Origin of the sequence: Acinetobacter sp. BY419 (genome assembly GCF_019038395.1) — a bacterium.
Lineage (GTDB): Bacteria > Pseudomonadota > Gammaproteobacteria > Pseudomonadales > Moraxellaceae > Acinetobacter.
In genome coordinates this window covers 13,941-36,180 of sequence record NZ_JAGFXZ010000011.1, presented here as the reverse complement: position 1 = coordinate 36,180, position 22,240 = coordinate 13,941, and the positions used below count along the sequence as shown (strand labels likewise).

Annotated in this window: 25 protein-coding genes; 6 read left to right on the top strand and 19 right to left on the bottom strand. The window is 44.3% G+C overall.

Annotated elements, in window-relative coordinates; all coding sequences use genetic code 11:
* Positions 1 to 8: 8 nt before the first annotated feature.
* Entirely contained in the window at positions 9 to 704 is a 696-nt protein-coding gene (locus tag KUG37_RS06085) for a GntR family transcriptional regulator (protein WP_216934831.1), read from the bottom strand.
* A 198-nt stretch (positions 705 to 902) separates the two neighbouring features.
* Entirely contained in the window at positions 903 to 1,706 is an 804-nt protein-coding gene (locus KUG37_RS06080; RefSeq protein WP_216934833.1) for a sulfite exporter TauE/SafE family protein, read from the bottom strand.
* Between the two features lie 27 nt (positions 1,707 to 1,733).
* Here KUG37_RS06080 and KUG37_RS06075 point away from each other — a divergent pair, with 27 nt between their 5' ends.
* Complete coding sequence (locus tag KUG37_RS06075) at positions 1,734 to 2,489, top strand: biotin--[acetyl-CoA-carboxylase] ligase (RefSeq protein WP_216934836.1); 756 nt, start codon at positions 1,734 to 1,736, stop codon at positions 2,487 to 2,489.
* Positions 2,490 to 2,503: 14 nt separating this feature from the next.
* A complete protein-coding gene (locus KUG37_RS06070) occupies positions 2,504 to 3,247 on the top strand; it encodes a type III pantothenate kinase (RefSeq protein ID WP_216934838.1) in 744 nt (247 codons plus the stop codon).
* Here KUG37_RS06070 and KUG37_RS06065 read toward each other — a convergent pair.
* From KUG37_RS06065 to ffh, 3 genes are all read right to left on the bottom strand, one after another.
* Positions 3,198 to 3,803: an alpha/beta hydrolase gene (locus tag KUG37_RS06065; RefSeq protein ID WP_216934840.1), complete on the bottom strand. Its 606-nt coding sequence runs from the start codon at positions 3,801 to 3,803 to the stop codon at positions 3,198 to 3,200. The two genes, KUG37_RS06070 and KUG37_RS06065, sit on opposite strands and share 50 nt — an antisense overlap.
* A 138-nt stretch (positions 3,804 to 3,941) precedes the next feature.
* Positions 3,942 to 4,514 carry an alpha/beta hydrolase gene (locus tag KUG37_RS06060; RefSeq protein ID WP_216934842.1) on the bottom strand — a complete coding sequence of 191 codons (573 nt, stop codon included), beginning with the start codon at positions 4,512 to 4,514 and terminating at the stop codon, positions 3,942 to 3,944.
* Positions 4,515 to 4,666: 152 nt separating this feature from the next.
* Positions 4,667 to 6,073, bottom strand: coding sequence for a signal recognition particle protein (ffh, locus tag KUG37_RS06055; protein ID WP_005172436.1), 1,407 nt, complete (start codon positions 6,071 to 6,073; stop codon positions 4,667 to 4,669).
* A gap of 138 nt (positions 6,074 to 6,211) precedes the next feature.
* Here ffh and ccsA point away from each other — a divergent pair, with 138 nt between their 5' ends.
* A complete protein-coding gene (gene ccsA / locus KUG37_RS06050) occupies positions 6,212 to 7,021 on the top strand; it encodes an inner membrane protein YpjD (RefSeq protein ID WP_216934843.1) in 810 nt (269 codons plus the stop codon).
* Between the two features lie 60 nt (positions 7,022 to 7,081).
* On the opposite strand, the gene KUG37_RS06045 is transcribed toward ccsA, so the two are convergent.
* The gene (locus KUG37_RS06045; RefSeq protein ID WP_216934844.1) at positions 7,082 to 7,843 is read right to left on the bottom strand and encodes a class I SAM-dependent methyltransferase; all 762 of its coding nucleotides are present in this window, start codon (positions 7,841 to 7,843) and stop codon (positions 7,082 to 7,084) included.
* Between the two features lie 209 nt (positions 7,844 to 8,052).
* Here KUG37_RS06045 and KUG37_RS06040 point away from each other — a divergent pair, with 209 nt between their 5' ends.
* Complete coding sequence (locus KUG37_RS06040) at positions 8,053 to 8,988, top strand: tRNA-dihydrouridine synthase (protein ID WP_216934845.1); 936 nt, start codon at positions 8,053 to 8,055, stop codon at positions 8,986 to 8,988.
* Positions 8,989 to 9,040: 52 nt separating this feature from the next.
* Here the strand turns inward: KUG37_RS06040 and KUG37_RS06035 are convergent, their stop codons facing one another.
* The 4 genes from KUG37_RS06035 to rpe all read right to left on the bottom strand — a co-directional run bounded on the left by KUG37_RS06035 (position 9,041) and on the right by rpe (position 11,923).
* Positions 9,041 to 9,703: a nuclease-related domain-containing protein gene (locus KUG37_RS06035; RefSeq protein ID WP_216934846.1), complete on the bottom strand. Its 663-nt coding sequence runs from the start codon at positions 9,701 to 9,703 to the stop codon at positions 9,041 to 9,043.
* 34 nt (positions 9,704 to 9,737) lie between these two features.
* Complete coding sequence (locus tag KUG37_RS06030; protein WP_216934847.1) at positions 9,738 to 10,220, bottom strand: methylated-DNA--[protein]-cysteine S-methyltransferase; 483 nt, start codon at positions 10,218 to 10,220, stop codon at positions 9,738 to 9,740.
* 72 nt (positions 10,221 to 10,292) lie between these two features.
* Positions 10,293 to 10,610 (bottom strand): quaternary ammonium compound efflux SMR transporter SugE, encoded by a 318-nt coding sequence (gene sugE / locus KUG37_RS06025; RefSeq protein WP_216934848.1) that lies wholly within the window; start codon positions 10,608 to 10,610, stop codon positions 10,293 to 10,295.
* 626 nt (positions 10,611 to 11,236) lie between these two features.
* Positions 11,237 to 11,923, bottom strand: coding sequence for a ribulose-phosphate 3-epimerase (rpe, locus tag KUG37_RS06020; protein WP_216934850.1), 687 nt, complete (start codon positions 11,921 to 11,923; stop codon positions 11,237 to 11,239).
* Between the two features lie 174 nt (positions 11,924 to 12,097).
* Here rpe and KUG37_RS06015 point away from each other — a divergent pair, with 174 nt between their 5' ends.
* The gene (locus tag KUG37_RS06015; protein ID WP_216934886.1) at positions 12,098 to 12,394 is read left to right on the top strand and encodes a DUF2218 domain-containing protein; all 297 of its coding nucleotides are present in this window, start codon (positions 12,098 to 12,100) and stop codon (positions 12,392 to 12,394) included.
* A 48-nt stretch (positions 12,395 to 12,442) separates the two neighbouring features.
* Here KUG37_RS06015 and fghA read toward each other — a convergent pair whose 3' ends face one another.
* The 7 genes from fghA to KUG37_RS05980 all read right to left on the bottom strand — a co-directional run bounded on the left by fghA (position 12,443) and on the right by KUG37_RS05980 (position 18,447).
* The gene (gene fghA / locus KUG37_RS06010) at positions 12,443 to 13,279 is read right to left on the bottom strand and encodes an S-formylglutathione hydrolase (protein ID WP_216934851.1); all 837 of its coding nucleotides are present in this window, start codon (positions 13,277 to 13,279) and stop codon (positions 12,443 to 12,445) included.
* A 47-nt stretch (positions 13,280 to 13,326) separates the two neighbouring features.
* Complete coding sequence (locus KUG37_RS06005) at positions 13,327 to 14,709, bottom strand: C13 family peptidase (RefSeq protein WP_216934852.1); 1,383 nt, start codon at positions 14,707 to 14,709, stop codon at positions 13,327 to 13,329.
* Positions 14,710 to 14,829: 120 nt separating this feature from the next.
* Positions 14,830 to 15,651, bottom strand: a complete 822-nt coding sequence (locus KUG37_RS06000; protein ID WP_216934853.1) for a class I SAM-dependent methyltransferase — start codon at positions 15,649 to 15,651, stop codon at positions 14,830 to 14,832.
* Entirely contained in the window at positions 15,645 to 16,469 is an 825-nt protein-coding gene (locus KUG37_RS05995; protein ID WP_216934854.1) for an undecaprenyl-diphosphate phosphatase, read from the bottom strand. The genes KUG37_RS06000 and KUG37_RS05995 overlap by 7 nt, the downstream gene beginning before the upstream one ends.
* A gap of 16 nt (positions 16,470 to 16,485) precedes the next feature.
* Positions 16,486 to 17,151, bottom strand: coding sequence for a tRNA (adenosine(37)-N6)-threonylcarbamoyltransferase complex dimerization subunit type 1 TsaB (tsaB, locus tag KUG37_RS05990; RefSeq protein ID WP_216934855.1), 666 nt, complete (start codon positions 17,149 to 17,151; stop codon positions 16,486 to 16,488).
* 136 nt (positions 17,152 to 17,287) lie between these two features.
* Positions 17,288 to 17,815 (bottom strand): gamma carbonic anhydrase family protein, encoded by a 528-nt coding sequence (locus tag KUG37_RS05985; RefSeq protein ID WP_216934888.1) that lies wholly within the window; start codon positions 17,813 to 17,815, stop codon positions 17,288 to 17,290.
* Positions 17,816 to 17,832: 17 nt separating this feature from the next.
* Positions 17,833 to 18,447, bottom strand: coding sequence for a CoA pyrophosphatase (locus KUG37_RS05980; RefSeq protein WP_216934857.1), 615 nt, complete (start codon positions 18,445 to 18,447; stop codon positions 17,833 to 17,835).
* A 123-nt stretch (positions 18,448 to 18,570) separates the two neighbouring features.
* Between KUG37_RS05980 and KUG37_RS05975 the strand changes: the two genes are divergently transcribed.
* Positions 18,571 to 19,119: an NUDIX hydrolase gene (locus KUG37_RS05975; RefSeq protein ID WP_216934890.1), complete on the top strand. Its 549-nt coding sequence runs from the start codon at positions 18,571 to 18,573 to the stop codon at positions 19,117 to 19,119.
* Positions 19,120 to 19,177: 58 nt separating this feature from the next.
* Here the strand turns inward: KUG37_RS05975 and KUG37_RS05970 are convergent, their stop codons facing one another.
* A complete protein-coding gene (locus KUG37_RS05970; protein WP_216934859.1) occupies positions 19,178 to 21,106 on the bottom strand; it encodes a hypothetical protein in 1,929 nt (642 codons plus the stop codon).
* A 20-nt stretch (positions 21,107 to 21,126) separates the two neighbouring features.
* Positions 21,127 to 22,239, bottom strand: coding sequence for a putative pilus assembly protein FilE (gene filE / locus KUG37_RS05965; protein ID WP_216934861.1), 1,113 nt, complete (start codon positions 22,237 to 22,239; stop codon positions 21,127 to 21,129).
* Between the last annotated feature and the right edge of the window lies 1 nt (position 22,240).

Below are 22,240 nucleotides of genomic sequence, written 5' to 3'. Positions count from 1 at the left end.
GTCCTGATTTAACGTCGTGAGCGTCTGGCCCACGCGAGTTCAATTTGTTTCATCCGTGTCAGAGATTCCAACACAAGGTTGCGCAAGTGTCGACAAAAATCTTCCATAAATAAAGTGGCCTGATGGGTTTTTCGTATTAAAATCGCTTCAGTGACCAGTTTAAATAAGTCGAAAGATTCCTGTAACTCGCGTCTGGAAATATTCAGGGTCAGAAAATAGCTACGACGCAAAGAAGGCAACAGTTCCTGATAGTAGCGCATCAGATAAGGATTCCCGACCATCTCATGCTGCTGGGCCATGCCCTGAAAGATCAAATCATAAAACTTTTCTGTGTGTCCTTGGCGTGTTTCAGCTTCCAATTGTTCTAATAATAACTGAATACGCTCAGCTTCATGGCTACGCCAGGTTTCTGCCATGCGATGCACCATCTGCCCGAGCAATAACGATGTCATGTCAAATAGGGCTCTAACCTGCAAGGCAGACATTTCCGAGACAATGGCGCCGCGGCGTGGGAAAATTTCGATCAGTTGGGTGCGTTCCAGCAATAGCAGTGCTTCACGTACCGAGCCACGACTGACGTCCAGCTCGGAGGCAATCCTGAGTTCCTGTATACGTTCGCCTTCTACCAGTTCGCCGCGAATAATCTGTTCGCCAATGTGCTTGGCAATCTGCTCAGACAAACTGTGCGCTTGTTCTAATGGCATACCGTTCCTGTCTTTATTTTTATGGATACTGGTTCAGCCCTTCATTTGGGCAATATTGCTATTAAACGGTTTTTTTTCGGTGAATACTGTGACATTGTCAGACAATCTTATGTCTGTACAGCCAACTCAAGTCCATAAAAAGGAGAATAGTGAACTATTCTCCTGCTGCGATGCATTGATTCAACCTGAACACTTGAATCAGGCGGTAAAACCCTGAACGATAAAATACAGGCCAACGGTGGTCAGTAATGCAGCAAAACATTTTTTTAATACTGCCGGTGAAAGTAGATGTGCCACTTTTGCACCCAGCTTGGCAGTGAAAAAACTCATCATGCTGATACCCATAAAGGCATAAATATGAATATAGCCAATGGTATTTGGAACCTCGACCTGCGCCTGTTTACCGAACCAGATAAACCCGAGCGCCCCTGCGACCGCAATCGGCAAACCACAAGCCGCAGAGGTTGCCACGGCTTTTTGCATCACGACTCCACAACGATTCAGGAAAGGTACTGTCAGACTTCCACCGCCAATCCCAAAGATGGCCGATGCCACACCGATCCCACCACCCGCAGCAATTTGTAGCGGTGTTGAAGGCAATTTTTGGTTCGGATCGACCTGAACATTGGCGCCTTTAAACATTCGAAACGCCACCCAGACAGCAAAGAATCCGATCAGCAACTGCAAACCCTGACCGGATAAATAATCAGCAATACCTGCACCCAAGAAGGAACCGATAATCAGACCCGGTGCAAGGTTACGAAAAACCGGCCACAGCACTGCCCCTCGTTGATGATGTGCCATGATTGAGCTGATAGAGGTCACAATAATCGTCGCCAAGGAAGTTCCCACCGCCATATGCATAATCACGCTGGGATCGTACTGGAGCTGGGTAAAAACAATGTACAGGATCGGCACAATGATCAGACCTCCACCCACCCCAAACAGGCCAGCGGCAAATCCGGCAATTGCACCAATCAATAAATATATGATTAACTCCATAACGATATTTACCACGTTTAGATTCAAATGGATGTAGAAACTCGTGAACTGCAACAACGATTAAGCGATGCAGGCCAACTTCCGGAAGTATTACTCATCAAACCGATTACCACATCGACCAATGATGATGTGCGCCAATTGGCAACCAAGGGAGTACAGCAGGTTCTGGTGTGCAGTCATGTGCAGACTCAAGGCCGTGGACAGCGCCAGCGTCAGTGGGTTTCACCTGAAGGGAACATCTATTTAAGCACATTGCTGCATACACAAAAACCCATCGATGGTCGTCTGGCGCTGGAAATTGCGTTAAATATCCTGCAAATGTCCAATCTGCAAGGGCTGGAATTACAGGTAAAATGGCCGAATGACCTGTATAGCCTGCATGGAAAATGGGGCGGTATTCTGGTCGAGCCGATTTCAACCACGCAGGTGGTCGTCGGGGTCGGGGTAAATATTGATCCTCTGCCCACCGACCTTCCAGATCAGCAGGTCAGCTCCTTGAGCGAGCTGGGATTGTCCCGCACCTCAAGAGTAGAACTGATTGCCCAGTTATATCTAGCAATTCAGCAGGCCGGACAATGGTTTAATTATGGCAGTCAGAATCTGGCGGCACGTTTTAATCGATCGGCTGCATTTATGCAAAAAGCAGTTGAATTTACCGATATACAGGGACAATATTCAGGCACTTTTCTGGGAATTCAGGATGATGGTGCGGTCAAGATTGCTACCAATCAGGGAATCCAGACGTTTTATCAGGGACAGCTCCGCCTGAAAAAGGGCGGATGAACAGGCATACATCAATGAAAAAATTATGGTTAGATATCGGCAATACCCGGCTCAAATACTGGATTACCGAACAAGATCAGATTATTGAACAGGCAGCGGAATTACATTTGCAATCCCCTGCCGATTTGTTACTTGGCCTGATCCAGCATTTCAAAGCGCTTGGGTTACATCAGGTCGGACTGTCTTCGGTACAGGATAAAACCAATAATGAGCGGATTCTCAGCATCTTAGAAAGTCTGCATATTCCAGTCATTTTTGCTCAGGTACAGGCAGAATATGCCGGTCTGGTCTGTGGCTATGATGAACCTTCTCAACTGGGCATTGACCGCTGGTTACAGGTACTTGCAGTGGCGACTCAAACGCATGAAAATTATTGCGTGATTAGTTGCGGTACCGCGCTGACCATTGACCTGGTGCAAGGACAAAAACATTTAGGCGGTTTTATTCTGCCGAACCTGTACTTGCAACGTGATTCACTGATCGAGCATACCAAAGGCATTAAAATCCCAGATGCTGCTTTTTCCGAACTCAACCCCGGACGAAATACCATTGATGCGGTACATCATGGCATTCTGCTGGGTCTAGTCAGTACTATTGAAAAAGTACTGCATGATTTTCCGGCACAGCTGGTCCTAACTGGTGGCGATGCACTACTGTTTGCGCAGCATCTGGGCCAGTATCAGCCCCGGATTGAACCTGATCTTTTGCTTAAAGGCTTGCAGCATTTTGCAGCTCATTTGCCAGACACTGTTTCATAATGTCCAGCAACTGGGGGAAATCGGCAAAGCCATCCTCCTTGTTAAAATGTCCGGCTTTTTTGATCTCAAAAATTTGTGCATTCAAGCTATGTGCTAAACGCAAGGAAATCGGTGCAGGCACATAGGGATCATTACTGGAAATCAGCATCACCGCACGTTTATAGCTATAGGGTAGGTTTTTCAGATCGAGTCGCACAGCCTGCAGCATTTTATTCAGTTCTGACCAGGCCACCAGCGGTGTATCAAAGGCTGAAACCAGAATGACACCGCCAATCTTGCGTTGCTGCTGAATATAGTGTTCCTGTAAAAAGCTTAAAACACTGAGGCCACTCAGGCCATGTGCAACTAAAAAGGTATGTTCATCCATATGCGGAATGTGCAGTTTCAGGTTCTGCTGCCATTCTTCCCAATTAGGCTGAAAAGGGTTGGCCAGCATAATCCGCTTTGACTCAAAACCGGCATTTTTAAGCTGGCGACTGAGCCATGGATACCAGTGATCATTGGAAGTCGCCTGATAATCCGGCACGATATAAACTTTCTTTATTATATTTTTCATAGGGTTTTACTTATTATAATTGAACGCAAATTGCATCGACAAAAAACTAGTTTTATACAGTCTGGAGATGGAATTCAAGTGCCTTTTTGAATACCATCTCATGTTCAATTTTAAAATTTAGCAAATACAACAATCTGCTTAAACTTCGGCTTTAATCAGATAGGGCTCCATCACTTTCCAGAGTTCCGGCAGATCAGTACAGCCTTGAGAATCAATAAAATGCCCATGGTGCTTGGCACTCACTACAATCGCATCCAGACTGTCCGCCTGTTCCAGGCTGAATTCTGGTGCAACCCGGTCATCTCCTTCAGAATAAATCACCACACGCTCTGCAATCTGCTGTTTAAGTAAATCAAAATCGATTTCAGCAGCATCAATAAAAGGGTTCACTTCATCCAGGCGACCCAACCGGCCATTAAATCCTGCGATCAATACCAGTTGCTGAATCTTCTGCTGTTTTAATTCTCTGGACAAGTAATGCAATACAGCCACAGTGCCCAAGCTATGTGCGATAAAAATACTGTCTTCATCGATTGCATCTATCTGTTCATGCATTTGCTGAGCCCAGGTGTCCAGTGCGGGTGTAGGCGATGGATCCAGCCGGAGCACGTTTAAACTGACATTTTCCTGCTGGGCTTTTTCCTGAATCCAGGGATACCAGTTTTCTTCCGGGCTTGCAGTATAACCATGTACGACAATCACTTGGGTCATTTGAAATTTCTCTTTATTTTGTACTGATGCTCCTGAGTCTGCCTGAATGGATTTTTATTTTGGGTAAGTAAATGTTGTTTTGTTTAAACCGGATTACCGATTTATCAGCAATAAAAAAAGGCGCATATTGCGCCTTTTTTTAAAAAGAAAACTTATTTTTTGTCGTTGCCGCCGAACAATGGACCCATGCCACCACCACCACCAAACTGTTTCTGCAAACCGCCGAGTGACTTCATCATTTTGGCCATACCCGATGGATTGGCAAATTTTTTCATCATTTTGGCCATCTGTGCATGCTGCTTGATCAGCTTGTTGACTTCTGCCACTTCCATACCGCAACCTGCTGCAATACGTTTTTTACGGCTTGGGTTCATCAAGTCCGGGTTGCGGCGTTCTTTGATGGTCATCGACTGGATAATCGCCTCCATTTTCTTGACCTGCTTTTCAGGGTTGGCTTGTGCCAACGCATCCTGCAGACCGGCATTGCTCATGCCAGGAAGTTTGTCCAGGAAGCCCATCATGCCACCCATCTTGTTCATCTGCTCAAATTGCATCAGCATGTCTTCAAAGTTGAAGCTGCCGCCTTTTTGCAATTTTTTCGCCATTTTTTCGGCTTTTTCTTTGTCGACTTTACGTTCAAGTTCTTCGACAAGAGAAAGTACGTCACCCATCCCGAGGATACGCTGTGCGACACGCTCAGGATGGAATGGCTCCAGGGCATCGAGTTTCTCACCCATCCCCAGGAATTTGATTGGCTTGCCGGTAATGGCACGCACAGACAGCGCTGCACCACCGCGCGCATCACCATCAGTTTTGGTCAGGATCACACCGGTTAAAGGTAAGGCATCATTGAATGCTTTGGCAGTATTTGCCGCATCCTGACCGGTCATGGCATCGACCACGAACAGGGTTTCAGTCGGGTTAATCGCTGCATGCAGCTCTTTGATTTCACCCATCATGTCATCATCGATATGCAAACGACCTGCAGTATCGACAATCAGCACATCGGCAAACTGGATTTTTGCCTGTTCAATCGCACGTTTTGCAATATCAATTGGGCGTTCATCTGCGTGAGATTCTAAGAAAATCGCACCCACTTCGCCTGCAACCGTTTGTAGCTGTTTGATCGCAGCCGGACGGTATACGTCGGCAGAAACCATCGCGACTTTTTTCTTTTGACGTTCTTGTAAGAAGCGTGCAAGTTTCGCTGCAGTTGTGGTTTTACCTGCACCTTGCAGACCTGCCAGCAGGACAACGACAGGTGGTTTTGCAGCGAGGTCGAGGCTTTCATTGGCCTCGCCCATCATTTTAGTCAATTCGTCATGAACGATTTTGACAAAAGCCTGTCCAGGGGATAACTGAGTCATCACTTCCTGGCCCAATGCTTCTTCCTTAACTTTCGCGATGAATTCACGAGTTACAGGTAACGCAACATCGGCTTCAAGAAGCGCCATACGCACTTCACGTAACGTATCTTTAATATTGTCTTCGGTTAGCTGCCCTGAGCCAGTAACATTTCTTAAACTCTGCGTGAGTCGTTCTGTTAAGGTATCAAACATTGCAAAATCCGCTTAAAATAGCCATGAGCAAAAAATTGTTTCTTAAAATAGAAAATTTATGCATAGAATGCTATAGGATACTGTAGTTCGCAGCGAATTTATATAAATGAATATTCATCACCCTTAAAAAGGTTTGACATGGTTAGCCTCCCCTTGGTTTATACGATCTTAGCATTAGTCGCTTATACCGCTTCCTTCTGGTATCTGTTCATTCATTTAATGTCTAAACGTCCTCCTAATCAATGGTTTGTCTCGCTAACCGCACTGCTGGGACTCGGTCTGCATGCGCTGGTTTTATATGGTGATATGCATACCCCGTTAGGCATCAATTATGATGTTTTTTCCCTGTTTTCCTTTACCTCAGGTCTGATGCTGCTGCTGAGTATTATTTATAGTACTTATCGTCCTATTATTGCCCTGAACCTGATCGGGATTCCAGTGGCTGCCACGGGTCTAATTCTCGGCTTTGTCTTTACCCAGCCCGCTAAAATCATTATCCAGAACTCTCTAGGCTTGGACATTCATATCATTTTGTCTTTGTCTGCTTATGCAGTATTGCTCATGGCCACCATTCAGGCCGTGATTTTGCGCTTTCAGGATCGCGAGCTGAAAAAGAAGCACAAACGCCGGGTCTGGGTCAGTTTATTACCCTCTTATCAGGACATGGAATCGCTCCTGTTTGATATGCTGATGACCGGTTTTGTTTTACTTACGCTCGCTTTGGGCTTTGGCTTTTTTACCATCGACAATTTCTTTGCTCAGCATCTGGCACATAAAACTGCGTTCAGTATTATTTCCTGGCTGGTTTACGGTTCACTGTTAATCGGGCACTGGAAGTTTGGCTGGCGTGGGCAGAAAGCTGTGCGCTTTACCCTGCTCGGTTTTGGCTTGCTGGCGCTGGGTTTTATTGGTTCTAAATTTGTGCTGGAAATGATTCTAGGGCGATAATTCTGAGCCTTGAAATATTCAATTCATTGTTCAATAAAAAGGCCTTAGCTTGAATATTCTTTAAACGGTTATACGCCCTGCACGCACTGATAATGGCCAGCTAATGACTCTGGGCAATTCTGGATCTTCCCATTCTGGCAATAAGGCATCTGCCAGTAAATTCAGTGGATTATGTCCGAGTGCTTTAGTGGCAGCTTTCACGGCTGACCAAGTACTCATATAACCAATTAACTGATAAAAGTTCCATTCAACCTGTAATACAAGTGGCTGAATCGTAATTTCCTGAAATGGAAATGGTAGATTTTTATATCCTTCATCTACATGGCGACGTTCAGGCGGCCAGTACGGTGCAAGCGTCACTTCATAGAAATGCTTAAAATAATGATTCAGATGTGGTTCATCCACACTGAACATGCCATAGCTAATTAAAGCCAGAATAGCATTGGGCCGGGCAATACGGCGAACTTCTGCGTAGAACTTATCCAGATTCAACCAATGTGCTGCCTGAGCCACCGAAATCAGATCAACACTCTGGTCAGCACACGGGATCTCTTCAGCGAGTGCCTGACCATACTGAATTTTTGGATGTGGTTTGGCCTGGGCGACCTGTTCACTACTCGCATCAATAGCAATCACCTGATCACAGTAATTCGCCAAAACCTCTGAAAGCTGTCCAGAACCACAGCCGACATCTACAGCCAATTTGGTACTTGGTGATAGGTCTGCCAATATTTTCCCCAATGCATCCGGATAATGCGGACGAAACAAGGCATAATCCTGTGATTGCTGGGAGAAATGATCCTTGAAATGAGGCTGTTCCATACTGCTACCTGAATATTTATTATTCTTTTCAATATAGCTATCAATATTTAAAATTCTATTATTTTATTGTGCTGAAGATAGCTCCTCTGTTGATATGTACTAAATTCATTCTCACGCTTACTCCCCTTTATAAGCGTGAAATTTAAACGGCCTAGACATTCAAACCAAAAAAACGTATAACACCGTTTTAAATTTACAGGTGTGCACCGTTGAAACTTGTGCTTGCTCCGATGGAAGGCTTAACCGATCCGATTATGCGTGATGTGCTGACATCCGTAGGTAGCTTTGACTGGTGCGTGACCGAGTTTATCCGTGTCACCGACTCTATTCTGCCCGATCATATTTATCACAGTTACTGTCCGGAACTGTTAAATGATGGCAAAACGGTAGCAGGTACACCGGTACATGTGCAGTTTTTGGGAAATAATCCGGAGATGCTGGCAGCGAATGCCGCCAAAGTAGCGGCCATGGGCGCACCCGCGATTGATATGAATTTTGGCTGTCCGGCTAAAACCGTCAATCGGCATCGTGGCGGTTCAGTCCTGCTGGATGAACCCGAAGTCGTGCATGAGTTAGTCAAAGCTGTGCGTGATGCCGTTCCTGCACATATTCCCGTGTCTGCCAAAATGCGTCTCGGCTATATGGATCGTAATTTCATGCTGGAAAATGCCCATGCCATTGAAGATGCAGGAGCTTCATGGGTTACGGTACATGCGCGCACCAAGGCCGATGGCTATACCCCGCCCGCATTCTGGGATCAGTTACAACCGATTCGTGAAGCACTCAAAATCAATGTAATTGCCAATGGCGAAATCTGGAGCAATGCCGATGCCAAACAGTGCCGTCTGGAGTCTGGTTGCGAAGACCTGATGATTGGCCGTGGTGCAGTGACCACACCGGATCTGACCCAATGTATCCGTCAAAATTCAGATGCGCCTTTGATGAACTGGAATGAATTACGAGGCTTACAAGTTCGTTTCCTGAATGGATCTTATAAAAAAGAAATGAACATGGTCGGTCGCTATAAACAATGGCTGGGCATGATGTCGAAGCATTATCCTGAAGCCAAAGCATTATGGGATGAAGTAAAACGAATTAAAGTTTTGACCGAGATTACTGAAAAACTGAAAGCCTCAAATAGTTAAATAAAAAAGCCTTTGAATCACTCAAAGGCTTTTTATGAATCTGCACATAACTTCAGGGCTGCTCGCGCTGTTTTAAATTCTCCACATGTTCCCGATTGGTTTTCCAGGATTTTTCTAACACTTCTTTTTCCAGGCGTAGTTGTATCCGTTTTAATTGCGTTTCAGAAATTATCTGCTGATCAAAACTTTTGACATAGTCGATCCAAGCTGCACCGCGAAACACATAATTTGGCATCGGTGTTTTAAACACGGCATCTGGCATAAATACAATCACGGAGTGCAATGTCTCCGGCCTAACAATATCTGCCAAAAGCGATTCTAATACTTTTATGTGCTTATAATTCTGATGAACCGGATTTTGAAATTTATAACTGTTTTTATAAATTTTCTGGGTCCATTGTTTTTGACGCTCGTTTCCAAAAATCCAGCCCTTATAGTTTTTGGTTTCAATCACAAATATTCCGTAAGGACTTAATAACAGATGATCGATTTGTGTGGTCGCACCGGCTCCATCTGGAAGCGTCAAATCATTGAGCAGAATGTATTGAGGACCTTTTAAATACAGTTTGACATAGGTGCTGACCGCGAACTCGCCTAATTTTCCTTTTAAAAATGGCTTGAATAATTTAAAAATCATCACGCCAAAGAAAAGCAGAAGAATCCACCCTAAACTGGACCAGAGTGGACTTAATAGCTGTATCGTAGAATGTTCCATATTCTAATTTTCATTTCTTTTCAATGTTTAGATATTAATGTGTCCGCTCAATATTTAACAGAATTTCTTTTTTATCTAACCCCCCTGCAAATCCTACCAGCTTGCCACTGCTACCAATGACCCGGTGACAGGGTGCAATAATCGAAATCGGATTTTTTCCGTTGGCTGCCCCCACGGCACGTACGGCCTTGATATTTCCTATCTGTACAGCAATGTCGCGATAACTTCGGGTTTGACCATAAGGAATATCCAGCAAAGCCTGCCAGACTTTTTTCTGAAAATCGGTTCCTGCAAAGTCTAAAGGCAGCTCAAACATGTCGCGCTGACCGGCAAAATATTCCTGGAGCTGGCCTCTGGTTTCAATCAATACCGGATGCTGCGGATCTTCCACCAAGGTCGCCAGTTTCACCCGACTCGGCTTTTCACAATCCCATAGTACGGCAACCAATGCTGTCGCATGTGCAACCAGCTGCAACTGTCCGACCGGAGAATCCATATAAACATAGCTTAAGTTCATGATCGCACCCTATTCCAAGCACTGGAGTTCATTTTATATATTAGCTCAGTTCAGCGAGGCAGGTGAAACAGATTATGAAGATGACAATTTCATCAGCACCAGACCAGAAATAATAAGTACCGCAGCCAGCATACGCATCGCGGTGGCGGGTTCACCCAAGACCAGAATGCCGACTAGAAACGAGCCTACTGCGCCAATTCCGGTCCAGATGGTATAGGCTGTGCCTAGCGGCAAGGTACGCATCGCATAAGCAAGTAAAGCGAAACTCAGCACCATGAAGACAATGGTAATAATACTGGGGGTTAATCTGGTAAATCCCTCAGACAGCTTCATCGAATAAGCCCAAACGATTTCAAAAACACCTGCAAGAATAAGTACAATCCAGGCCATGCAGCCCTCCTCCTTTTATATAAGAGTCAGGCCGTCCTGACGATTTTTCCTGTGAAGACCGACAGCTCATTCACAAGGGAGTTCGTTCCTCCTAATTCTGAAAATCTTATAAAACCACATTGCAGCAGTCTGGTTATTTTTACAAAAGATGACTTTTCGAGATACAACTTAACCTTGTCTTACTTAAATCTTCACGACATTCATGAAGCCAATACTTATGCTAGATGTTGCAAATGACAAGTCAGAAAGAGTTCCAATAATCGGGCATTTCATCCACAACAATACATAAGAATTAGCTCAGAATATTAAGTTATACACATCAATTAAATTTAAATAGGGCATGGAGAAATTACATGATGAAACATAAACCCACGAGACATTGATCACTTTTTAACTGGCTGAATTATTAACCCATGATGAATAAACAACCACCAAATACAAGGGTTATAAGCGATAAAAAAGAACCCGATATGAGTTCTTTTATACAAATATTGTCTAAGTCGCAATCAACCAGGCTACAAATGATTACATTTTATACAACATATCCATATGGTTATCAACATAGATATCTACACATTTATCCATAAAGTTATCCACATATTTATGCGCATATTACATTCTAGCGATTACAGTTGGATCTGACCTACTCTAGACAGTTCTAGACGCATTTCATCAATCACAGCTTTATAATCTGGTTTGCCAAAAATAGCGGATCCGGCCACAAACATATCCGCACCAGCTGCAGCAATTTCACGAATATTGCTTGGCGTGACCCCCCCATCGACTTCCAAACGGATGTCGCGACCTGAAGCATCAATCAGTTTACGGGCTTGACGTAATTTATCCAAAGTCATCGGAATAAATTTTTGACCGCCAAAACCAGGGTTCACGCTCATGAGCAGGATTTGATCTACTTTATCTAGCACATAGTCCAGATAATGCAGCGGTGTTGCTGGGTTAAATACTAGGCCAGCTTTTGCACCACCTGATTTGATTAACTGTAAAGAGCGGTCAATATGGTCGGATGCTTCCGGATGAAAAGTAATAATGTCCGCACCGGCTTCAAGAAAATCTCCGATCATGCGATCGACTGGTTTCACCATCAAATGCACATCAATCGGCGCCTTGATGCCATAGTTTTTTAACGCCTTACAAACGCCTGCACCAAAAGTCAGATTGGGTACATAATGGTTATCCATGACATCAAAATGAACAACGTCTGCACCTGCTTCCAGCACATTCTCGACTTCTTCACCTAAACGGGCAAAGTCAGCAGACAAAATAGAAGGGGCAATTAAATAAGGCTTGGACATGGGAGAACCTGGCTTGTTGAAATTGGATTTTTCCCATTATATCAAATCCGCTCTGGCTACTGTGACCTGGATGTTGCAAGATTAAAACGCTGTGTAACGCTTTGAGGCTTATGACGGCATCCGTGCTTGAGTTAAAGTGCTAGGATCATGATGAAAAAGTTTAAAAGAATGATGATGAAAAGTATTGCCCATATCCAGACACCACAAGCCGCACGCATTGCCAAACGCCTGGCCAATCACTGGAAACATAAATTTAATATTGATGAAACTGGACAGGCTTTTCTGATTCATTTTCCAAATGCGGAAGTGAGTCTTGCGCCGGAAGAAAATCATCTAACGGTAATGATTCAAAGCACTGATGAATCCATGGACCTGAATAAACTCGAAAGTGTGGTTCTGGATCATTTGATTCGTATGGGACAAGACGAATTAACCGCAAACTGGCACAGAACAGATATAAAAAAGCCCTGATGACTGAATATAAGCATGGCAGGACTTTTTAACAAAAAATCAGTCTACTCAGGATTGTAATTGCACGGCATGGAATTGCAAATGCTCATCCACAAAACTTTGAATAAAGTAATACCCATGATCGTAACCCTGATGTTCACGCAAAGTCAGCGGCTGGTTCACAGCATCACAGGCTTGCTGAAACAAGGCCGGATTAAGCTGGCTATAGAACTGATCCGAAAATCCCTGATCAATCAGAATATCATTGAACAATGCACCTTTCTCCTGAACCAAAGCGGTCGCATCATGTTTAAGCCATTCTTCTTTTTCAGCACCCAAATAATTTGAAAATGCTTTGTCTCCCCAAGGACACTGGCTCGGTGCACAAATGGGTGCAAAGGCTGAAACAGATTTGAATTTTTCCGGATACTTAAATGCCAGGGTCAAGGCACCATGACCGCCCATACTGTGACCGAATATACCGATTTTGCCAGGATGGATCACGAACTCTTCTGTGACCAGTGCATAGAGTTCATCGACAATAAAACTTTCCATCTGATAATGTTTAGCCCACGGCGCTTGGGTGGCATTAATATAAAAGCCTGCTCCCTGACCAATATCCCAAGTGTCACCTTCTGCCACGCCTTCACCACGTGGCGAAGTATCCGGTGTGATTAAAATCAGCCCTAATTGTGCTGCCAGACGTTGGGCATGTGCCTTGATGGCAAAGGTTTCTTCGGTACAGGTCAAACCTGCCAGATAGAATAATGCAGGACAGCTATGACCTTCTAAGGCCTGAGGCGGCAGATAAATTCCAAACTTGGTCGGTGTTTTAAGACAGCGCGAATCAAAACGATAAATACGCTGTTCACCTTCAAAGCTTTTATTGTTCTGTATAAGTTCCATGGTTATTCCTTATTATTGCAGCCGATCTTTTAGTGGCATTGCTCTATCTAGGGGGAGAGTGTCGCCGTACTGTTCTGTGGAAATAAACGTTGCTCCAGTTGTGGCAACATCAATTCCATATTCTTGCCAATCACCCATTGTGGTTCCGAAGATTCAAAGCCTTGAGCTGATTCCCATTTTGCTACAGTCGCTTTGGTCTGTTCGAAAGCAGTTTTCAAGCTGCTATTTTCACGCATGGCTTCATCAAAAAACGCACGGCCAAAATAGGTATAGTCAGCTTCGTTCGAACAACCAAAAGACTGACGGTCGGCTGCTGAAGCCGTAATCACCAAGGTATTCTCATTCTGTAATGCGGAAGCAAAGCTGCCTGAAAAACATGCCGAGATCACAATCACACGCCAGCGTATGCCTGATGCATCCAGCGTCTCACGCAACCATTTTGGATCGACCTGTGCCAGATCCAGCGGTGCATTTTCCATTTCAAATACATTCGGCAAACCATGAGAGGTCATATATAAAAATAACACATCACTTTCACGGTTCATTTGCTGGCCCATACGGCGCAGTGCCATCTCCATACTGGTTCTGGAAGCAATCGGTACGGTGGTACGTGTCGCCGGGTGATTGACCAAGGCAATAGATCGGCCAAAAGTCCCAAAACGGGTATCAAACTGTTCTTTAATCCGCTCGACTTCAGAATGAAATACATCCTGATAGCTTGCTCCAGCCACCCCCATGAAATACCAGTGCGATTGTGCAAACTCACCGTATTCAATATTCTCCAGAGCTTTATTCAGCAGAACCGGCTGGGCATAAAATGCATCTTCGGCAAAACTCGGTGGAATTTCTTCGACTTTCCAGATCGGCTGGTCTTTGACTGAAATCTGCCAGACCACCAGGGTAAACAAGGTCGCCAGCATAATCAGCGCACGCTCCCACCACGGCCATTTTAATTCACGCGAGATTACCCAGACCACTGCCAGACTTTGCCAGACAAACAGCATGACAAAGAGCGTTGGAATATAGTCATAGAGGATATAAGGCAGATAATCCAGATCCCCCAGATACTGGATCAGGCACTGGAACAGCATGATGTGGGTATCTAAAACCAGCCATAACAAGGCGGGCACCAGCATCAAGCGTGGATTATTGACCCGCTGTGACAGAAAAATACCGACAATCAGGGCAATAAAAGGCCAAAGTGCATAACTGATCAGACCTTGAGAGTTAAAATCTCCCATACGGCCTGAACTGAGCCAGCTAAACAAACTGTTGGCACAGCCTCCCAGAATCCCCCAGAACACCAATTGCAGGATGGATGGTCGAACCAGTTGCAAAGAACGCCGAGATCCCAAAAATAACCACATCCCGGCAATTTGGTTGCTCTTAAAATCGTGCCAAAAATTAATGGAGGGTTTAAAGTCGATCATAGGATTTCAAGGAGATGAGTAGCTCGCTAATGTGCTGAATAAGTTTATGCTTGATAAGTATTTAATCAATGCTAATTTTAAATATATAACAAATCTTTGCTTAATAAAGAAGCCATTATCTTATTCAGCTACAAGTTCATGCTGAAAATACGCATCAAAGCGACAAGCATCGCCTTGCCATTGATGATTAGGCTCTTTTCCTGCTAGAAATACCGCCAGACGTGGACGTTTGACCACGACGCGCTTGCCAATTTTTTGCGCCAGTTCCAAAAGATTATCGCCCAGATCCATTTCACCATCTTCAGGCAACAACATATGCAACAACTGCATCTGTTTTTTCACTTGCGCCTGTTTTTTGACTGCCTGCTGATTTTGGTCACGCTGCGGGAACATCGGATCAAGATAAACCACATCAACAATCTGCTGCTGCTCGGCCTGCTGTTTTAAATAATCGGCTGAATCTGAAAAGACCAGTTGAATCCGTGATACGACTTGACTCAGGAATGCATCAGACTGTGCACGGGTATGCGTATCTTCAAGCAAGGTAAACAGAATCGGATGCCGTTCAACCAAAGTGACTTGAGCGCCTAAATGTGCCATCAACAGACTGTCATGTCCAAGACCTGCAGTAGCATCAATCAAACTTGGTTTCTCAGCTAAATTACAGGCACGTGCAATCATTTCAGATTTTAAAGAAGCGCGTTTTAACCGTCCGGTTTCCGCTTGCCAGTCTGGTTGCATCTTCATGCCGTTGGCACAGAGCCAGAGTCCGTCAGCATCTACACAAAGGGCCAGTTCAGGATTTAAACGGAAAAAACGTGCATTGAGTTTTTCAACGGTTTCAATCTCAACCTGTACCCCACGAGAAGAAAGCACAGCATCGAAGTGCTGTGCTTTCTCTTGATATTCAGATTCGGCATATAAGCGAATCGCGCTTACCATAATTTCCAACCTGTATAGGCAAATAATAAAATCAGCAGACCCGAAACAATACGATACCAGGCAAAGATCATAAAGTCGCGCTTGGCCACATAGGCCACCAGCGCACGGATTAATATCAGTGCCGAAATAAAGGACACCAGAGTCCCGACGCCAATCACGGCCCAGTCGTCAGTGCTATTCAAGACATCATGGCTTTGATAAAGGTCTAGCAGACCTGCGCCAATGATCACCGGAATACCCAGAAAAAATGAGAATTCAGTGGCTGCCTTACGTGACACCCCCAGGAACATCGCACCAATAATAGTAGCACCTGAACGGGAGGTACCGGGAATTAGCGACAGGACCTGAATCAGACCAATCCAGATGGCATCTTTAATGCTTAGCTCTTCTACTTCATGTACACGGACTTGCGGTGGATTCTTTTCAATCCAGATAATGATCAAACCACCAATAATCAGCCCAATGGCAATGGCAATATCATTAAACAGAAACTGTTTGACCGTTTGTCCCAGAGTCAGACCAATCAATACAATCGGGATGGAGGCCAGAATCAGGCCAATACCTAAACGGCGCCCTTGTGGCTCACCGCTGACAATCCCGGTCGCTGCCCCCCAAAGACGGGCCCAATATTCATAAATAACGGCGGCAATTGCCCCCATCTGGATCGCAATGACGAATACATCACTCTTTTCCTTGGTCCAGAAATTCATTAATTCTGATGCCAAAATCAAATGACCAGTACTGGAAATCGGCAAAAATTCGGTAATGCCTTCGATAATCCCCATGATGGCCGCTTTGAGTAGCAGTAAAAGATCCATGCTTTATCCTAATTAATTATGCTTTACCTTGTTCTGGAATTTTTTTCCATGCGTTATCACGTAAATAAACCGGTAGTGCCAATTCTGCACTGACCCAGTGTTGTGCCTGTGCCGCTGCACGTGCAATACTGGCAATATCCTGTGCAGTCGCATACACATCTTTATAAGTTGAAGTTTCGCCTTGTACCAGTTCAGCACCTGAACCGACCGGGGTAAAGCGCACAGCCTGATGACCTTCTGCATAGCTTAACAGTTGCTCCTCATCAACCGGCTGCATAATCCCCTCTGCATCCAGTTGATAGCTCGCAATATAGACTTCACTCATGCGGGCATCCAATACGGCAGACACTTCAGTCAGGCCATGCAATCGGTAAGCTGCCTGCGCCAATGCCTGCAAAGTCGAAACCGGAATGACCGGCAAATCGTTTGACCAGGCCAGAGCTTGGGTCACTGCAGCATTAATGCGAACCCCGCTAAAAGAACCGGGACCACGACTGAAGGCAATCGCGGTCAAATCAGCAATGCCCAGCCTAAGATCTTGCAGACCTTGTTCAATCATCGGGAGAATGGTTTGCGTTTGTGCCTTGGCGCGCGCATCAAGCTGAAAAAATAGTTCTTGAGTATCATCGATCACAGAGACGGAACACTGCTCATTGGCAGTCTCCAATGCCAGCACTTTCATGCACAACCTTAATTCAGAGAATATAAAAAACGCGGATATGATACTCCACTCATATCCACTACGCGAGATTTTCCCGAAACAGATACAAAAATGCCTAGAAAATCTAGGCTTATGATTCAGTTAGTAGAACAGTGTTTTAGAGTTGCACTTCTTCCAAGTCCTGAAATTTCTGAAAATGCTTAGCATAATGCATGGCACTCATTTTCAGCTTTTGAATGCTGTCATCATCCAGGGTTTTCACCACTTTACCCGGCGAACCCATCACCACTGAATTGTCTGGAATCACCTTGCCTTCAGGAATCAGGGCATTGGCACCAATAATACAATTCTTGCCAATCACGGCATGGTTCAGAATCACCGCCTGAATCCCGATCAGGCTATTATCGCCAATCGTGCAGCCATGCAGCATGGCCTGATGCCCAATCGTTACATAACTCCCGATCTGCATCTCGATGCCGGCATCGGTATGCAGCACTGCATTTTCCTGCACATTGGTAAAATCACCCAATTTAATTTTACTGTTATCTGCACGTACTACGGCCCCAAACCAGACACTGACTTGTCGTCCAAGCTCGACCTGTCCAATCACTGTGGCCGTTGCTGCCACCCAGCCATCCCAGGGCTGATGTGTAGCAGTGGGAATATGTCCCTGAAATTTATACAGCATTGATAAAATCCTGTTCAATGGTTAAAAAATTTGGAGCGTTTAAAAGCCGGTGAATTAAGCAGAAATGGCCAGTCTTTTTTATAATCCAGTCCATACTGGAACAGAGAAATCAGCATACGTGCGGTCAACCCCCAGACGACTTCATTTTCTACCCGCATACTCGGAAAATATAAGGATTGCTGGGCAAAACGGACTTCATACGGCGTAGGCGTCACTTCAAGCAGATGCTGCAAAGAGGCAAAGAAAATCCGGTCAATTTCCGTCGGTTGAGGAGTCAGCTGCACTTTTGGAGGAATCAGTCCCACAATCGGTTTGACCAACATGCCATTTCGGGCTTTTTGCATGGGCAGATCCCCCACTAGATGTACATCAAAGGGATTCAGCGCTGTTTCTTCATAGGCTTCTCTTAAAGCCACCACAATATTACTGGTATCCTGCGGATCGCGCTTGCCACCCGGAAATGAGACTTCTCCGGCATGACTATTCAAATAAGCTGATCGGCGCGTCAGCAATACTTTCGGGTCAGCTTCATCTGTAATTGCAATCAACACGGCAGCATGCGCGGATCGAGTACGCCTGGAAAAGCGTAATCGTTGCTGTAACCTTTGTGTCAATTCACCGGCATCCATTCTGTCAGCCCTAATTATGATCATAATTTCATCATAGCTGATTTTAGTCAGGGCGGGAGAGAAATGATGCCAAATTTTGGTTTTTCAGTTATCCTGAGCTTACTTTTATCATTGATGATGAATATGAACTTCTGTGTGAATTGTGGACATAAAACCACAGCTAAAATTCCTTTGGGCGATCAGCAGATTCGCAGCGTGTGTGATTCATGCGGCTCTATTCATTATATTAATCCGAAAGTGATTTGTGGTGCTTTGGTGCTCTTTGAAAATAAAGTGCTGCTGTGCCGTCGTGCCATTGAACCACGCTATGGCCTATGGACTTTACCTGCCGGCTATATGGAACTGTTTGAAACCATGGAGCAAGGTGCTGCGCGGGAAACCCGGGAAGAAGCCGAAGCTGAAGTAGATATTGAACAGCTGTACTGTATGTATAACATTCCACGTATTGGTCAGATTTATGTGCTGTTTAAAGCCAATCTGATTGATGGAAAATTTGGTGCTGGTGAAGAGACCATTGAAAGCTGTCTGTTCGATGAAGCGGATATTCCCTGGACTGAACTTGCCTTCCCGAGTGTAGAACAGACCCTCAGACATTATTTTGAAGACCGTAAAAGCAATATTTTCCCCATGCATCTGGAAACCTTGGGCACACGTCTGGATCATACCGGTTAAAATAGATTTCATAAAAAAATCCCACACTTAGATGGGATTTTTTTATTTTGAAAGAATATTATTTGGCTTTGATTCGATAGCAATCTGCAAGTTTAAACTCAACCGACCCGCCATTTAGTTTGGCTAGTTGAATATCTGCAGGAGTTTCATCCTCATTATTACTATTATAAACTTTTTGAAAACTGGCATAGGTATTGGCCCATTGCACTGTATCACCTACCGAATTCAGGAAAGTTACACGTCCAGTCTGGCCAGCACTGCTATTCAGCACATTGGACAAGTTAAGCAGTGCACCGCCGATCACAATCGAATCTTTTGAATCCGGTGAAGACTGGATGCGCGAGTCCACCCCGACCAAGGCACCATTTAAAGTACCAAACTTTTCATTGGCCAAAATCAGGCGCATCGAAACTGCTTGATCAGCAACAAATGCACGCCCTAAAGTTCCGAGCCGGTATTGCTGTACCCCATTTAGCAATAGATTACTGTCTAATACATCACCCTGACAGCCTGCTACCGGGTCAGTCGCTAAATTGCTGGCAGACTGCATATTGGTGCGTACATCCCCGTTACTGTCAATCACAATTCCCAACGTAACTGGATTAACTGTGGTATCGGTAAATTTAAACTCCAGATTGGCATACATCGGGAATATATAGGCCTGACCAGCTTCTACGTTTTCAGCCGTTTTAAAGACCTGACGATCCAGATAACTAATCGGGAAAATCTTGTAGAGATCAAGACTTCCAGCATAGTTTTCACCATCGGCCTGTAAACGCCACAAACCCAGGTTGGCTTGGTCAGAAGCATCCAGTACTGTTTTGCCAGTCACTTTCTTATAGAAGGCTTCCTTACCCGCAATCACATAATCATTCAATAATCTGCCTTGATACAATTCAAGCGGGCCATTGGTATTTGCTACATTCAGGCGATAAGGCGTACGAATGGTTTTTGTAGCTGGATTAATCCATGAACTTTGTGGATCAGCAGTCATTTGTACCGGTTTCACCTTACGGATGAGTTGAGCATTAATACCACCCAAAGAAGATAAATTTTCTTTGGCCATTTTTAACTCAGTATCACGCCATTGCAGGCCACTGCCAAAGGTATAGCCCTGACGATCGGTAATCAGCATAAAATGGCCAAATAAATATTTGGTATCTTTCTTCTGAATATCACAAGGGTTTTTATTACACCCCACCAATCCATCTGAACCCGACAGGTTACTGCCAATCACACCTGAGGTTGAGAATAATGAAAACTCTGGCTGATACACGGCTGCGTTGGCAATCGTTACCAGTTTTTTGACTGTAGCAAAAGCAACTTCATCAGAAATCTGGCTGATATCAATAAAATCTTTAATTTTGGTCGCCAAATCAGCATCAGTCAGGCTAATATTCCCACGGATTTTAGCCAGATTTTTGCGCATGTCTTCAGTAATATATAAAGGCTGCACATCAGATGGATTAACAATACTTCCCTTTTGTAGTGCCAAAGCCTGCAAAATTTTAACCAGACGCATGGCCACCTGAACGGTAGGATCACTCGGCACCAAGTTACCTACCCGACGTCCGGTAATCCCACTTGCAATATCGATCACACTTAAACGCGGCAACTGGGTCTGTGCATTAAAACTGGCATAATCACTGAGTTTAATTTGACCTAAAATGATCTTGTTCGAACCAAAGCTTTGAATATAAAACTCAATATTATCTGTGTTTCGACAGGTTCCGGAAGCCACCCCATTTTTACTATCAAATAACGTAATAAACGTGTTTTCTTTATCACCACTACAGTTGAAGTTCAAACCATCGAGCGGATATTCCAAGCCCCACTCTACACAGTTATTTGTACCTGATATACAAGTACCATTAGTAGTGGCTTCATTGTTGTTTTCTGGAATAACATTGGCGCTTTCTCCACCACACCCGCTCAGTGCAGTCAAAAGTGTGGTTAAAGCAAATGGAAATAATATTTTCTTTTTCATCTTTTATACTCGAATAGTCCTTATCGAATGGCGACTAATTTTAATTGTCCGTGATTTGTCAGCATCTTGTTTTCAACATCTATCGCTGAGGCCAAAGGCGTCAATAATACATATTCAGTTTGTGCAGGAACCTGGAGGATCCCTTCAATATGCTCATGTTGAATAATATTCGCCTGTTCTTCCTGATTTTTAAATCCACCCGCTCCTTCAAGAACGCAGCCATGACTGTCTAAAAAAACGACAAAAGGCCAATAATAAGTTGGATTTTTCTGGCTAGACGCATAAGAATTGATCTGAATATTCTTGATATCAGATTGAATTTTCACCACTTCAAAATCAAATTCGTCTGCTTTAAGAGGCGCGCGAGGCCACAGGTTAACAGCTTTTCTAAGGCTGATTTCTTTAGCTTTTTTAACTTTCTTATCATTAAAACATTGTTTGCCCAAGCTATCGATGGTCTCAGGCTGTGAAATACGATAATAACTTTGTGCCAGTACCACAGGGCCGGAATCGACCTCTGGCTTTTGGAAAAAGGATTTTAATACGGATTGTCCGACCCCTTTTTCACGCTCAATCGTCTGGATCCGGGTCGTTCCGATATTTTTATCTACAACGCCTTCGGGCATGCTATAGAAACGTTTTCTACCTTCTAAATTAAATTCTTTATTTTCCAGATATTCACTATCCACATACTCAATGCCTTCAACCTGGCTAAATCCTGGTTTTTGCATGGTAACAACAGAAGATTTTACTCTAGTATCAGGAATGTGAGGAGCTTTCGACTCAGACTTTAATTGTGGTTTAGACTGAATCTGTTCTTGTGTAATATTCGGTTGTACTGGTTGTACAACCATATTATGGTCCTGCCCAGGTTTAACTTGTCTACTCTCTACGACTGGCACTTTTTCTAAGTTTTGCTTCACAGGCGTGGACTGAACTGCTGCAACTCCTACTTTTTTCGACAATGGAGATTTTTCTTCAGTTTTTTTATCTGCATGATGACGTGGCACAACTAATGGTCGCCCATCCGGACCAATAATCGTAATAAATTCTTTAGCGCTTGTAGAAAAAGACAAAGGTACCAGACTGAATACCAGTACCGCTGTCCATCCAACTTTCCCTGTCTTGATCATT